Genomic DNA, 2,060 nt, shown 5'->3' with positions numbered 1-2,060 from the left:
TTGCGGGTTTCGGTAATTCGCGGACAGGGATTCCATTAAATCCCGGACAGCGATTTCACTAAATCCGGGACAGCATTTCCGCTAATTCCCGGACAGCGATTCCGGTAAATCCCGGACAGTCTTTCGGCAAAAAGATCGACTTTCGCACGCGCCGTTTTGCCATTCTGGACCTCGATTTGAACGAGGGGCTGATGAATGGCGAGACGGAAGCAGGTGAGACTTACTGACGTGAAGGACATTCGATCGATATTGCGACTGACGCACGAACAGGGGCTTTCGGTTCGTGCGATATCGGAACGGCTGAAGATCAGCAAAACGACCATTTCGACCTACCTGCTGCGGGCGCGTGAGGCCGGGCTGACGGGCTGGCCGTTACCGCCTGGGCTGGACGATGATGGCATTCTGCAGCGCCGCCTGTTCCATCGTCGCGGCCGTCCGCCCCAGGACATGCACGAACCCGACTGGGGCAAGATCGCCAGTGAATTGAAGCGGAAGGGCGTGACACTGACGCTGTTGTGGCAGGAATATCGCGAACGGCACCCCAACGGTTACGGATACACGTGGTTCTGCGAGCGGTTTGCCGCTTTCGAGCAGCGCGCCAGCGCCACCTTCCGCAATCGCCACACTGCCGGCGCGGCGATGCAGACCGACTACGCCGGCCAAACCGTCCCGGTGATCGATCCGGTGACGGGCGAAATCCGGCTGGCGCAGATTTTCGTCGCGGTTCTGCCAGCCTCCTTGTACACCTTCGCCTATGCAAGCTTCACTCAACGGTTGCCGGACTGGATCGAGGGTCAGCAGCTGGCGCTGGGTTTCTTCGGTGGCGTGACGAAAGCCATCGTCTGCGACAACCTCAAGGCCGGCGTTGCCAAGCCCTTGTGGTTCGAGCCGACCATCAACGCCACTTTTGCGGCATTCGCCGAGCATTACGACACGACGATCCTGCCGACCCGTCCGAAACGGCCGAAGGACAAGGCCAAGGTCGAAGGCAGCGTTCTCATCGTCGAGCGCTGGATCCTGGCGCGGCTGAGAAACGACCGTTTCTTCAGCCTTGTCGATCTCAACGTGCGGATCAGCCAGCTTCTCGACGATCTCAATAGCCGGCCGATGCGCCGGGTTGGCAAATCCCGCCGGCAGCTCTTCGAGGAGATCGAGCAAGACGCGCTTGCGCCCTTGCCGGCAACGCCATTCGAATATTCCGAATGGAAGTCGGCAAAGGTTCATCCCGACTACCATGTCGAGGTCGACAAGGCCTTCTATTCCGTGCCACACCGCCTGATCGGCCGCCAGGTCGATGTCCGGCTTACAAGCCGGATCGTCGAGATCCTCCATGATCACCAACGTGTCGCCAGCCACCGCCGGACGTCGCAGCGGGGCGGTCATGTCACCGTCAACGAGCATATGCCGAAGACACATCAGCATTATGCCAACACGACGCCTGCGAGCCTCATCAAGCAAGCTGCAAAGATTGGCCGCAACGCTGCAATCCTGATCGAGCGGCTGATGCGCGATAGACCTCATCCTCAGCAGGGATACCGCGCCGCTCAAGGCGTTCTATCGCTCGCGCGCCGGTACGGCCCCGAGCGTCTGGAAGCGGCGTGCGATCGGGCACTGACGATCAATGCGCTCAGCTATTCCTCCGTCAGCACCATCCTCAAATCCGGTCTCGATCAGGCCCCGCCTGGTGCTGAGCCAGTCAAGCCCACCCCGATGCATGGCAACATCCGCGGCAGCTCCTATTACCAGTGAAGAAAGGAAGATACTCACATGCTCACACATCCAACCCTCGACCAGATGCATGCGCTCGGCCTATCCGGCATGGCGGCAGCATATCGCGACCTGGCCAATCAACCTGAGGGCAGCGATCTCAACCGCGATGAATGGCTCGGCCTGATGCTTGATCGGGAGATGGCCGTGCGCGGCGACAAGCGACTGACCAACCGGCTTGCAATCGCCAAACTGCGTTTCCCCGATGCTTGCATCGAGAACATCGACTTCGCCGCCCCTCGCGGCCTCGACCGCCGACAGCTCCTCTCGCTTGCCCAAGGCGAATGGCTCAA

2 protein-coding genes are annotated in these 2,060 nt (G+C 60.4%); both read left to right on the top strand.

The features are described from left to right. Window positions 1-195: 195 nt before the first annotated feature. Window positions 196-1,749, top strand: a complete 1,554-nt coding sequence (gene istA, locus OK142_RS25140) for an IS21 family transposase (protein ID WP_052821462.1) — start codon at window positions 196-198, stop codon at window positions 1,747-1,749. A gap of 18 nt (window positions 1,750-1,767) precedes the next feature. After that, window positions 1,768-2,060, top strand: a 293-nt coding sequence (locus OK142_RS25135) for an ATP-binding protein (RefSeq protein ID WP_498685718.1), incomplete at its 3' end; no start/stop codon positions are given.

Source organism: Agrobacterium sp. BT-220-3, from assembly GCF_025910175.1.
In the GTDB taxonomy this organism is placed as follows: Bacteria; Pseudomonadota; Alphaproteobacteria; order Rhizobiales; family Rhizobiaceae; genus Agrobacterium; species Agrobacterium oryzihabitans.
This window is presented reverse-complemented; position numbering and strand designations above follow the sequence as displayed.

What these genes read in the sequence shown, in the direction of transcription:
- istA (WP_052821462.1), top strand. Translation starts at nt 196, where the DNA reads ATGGCGAGACGGAAGCAGGTGAGACTTACTGACGTGAAGGACATTCGA.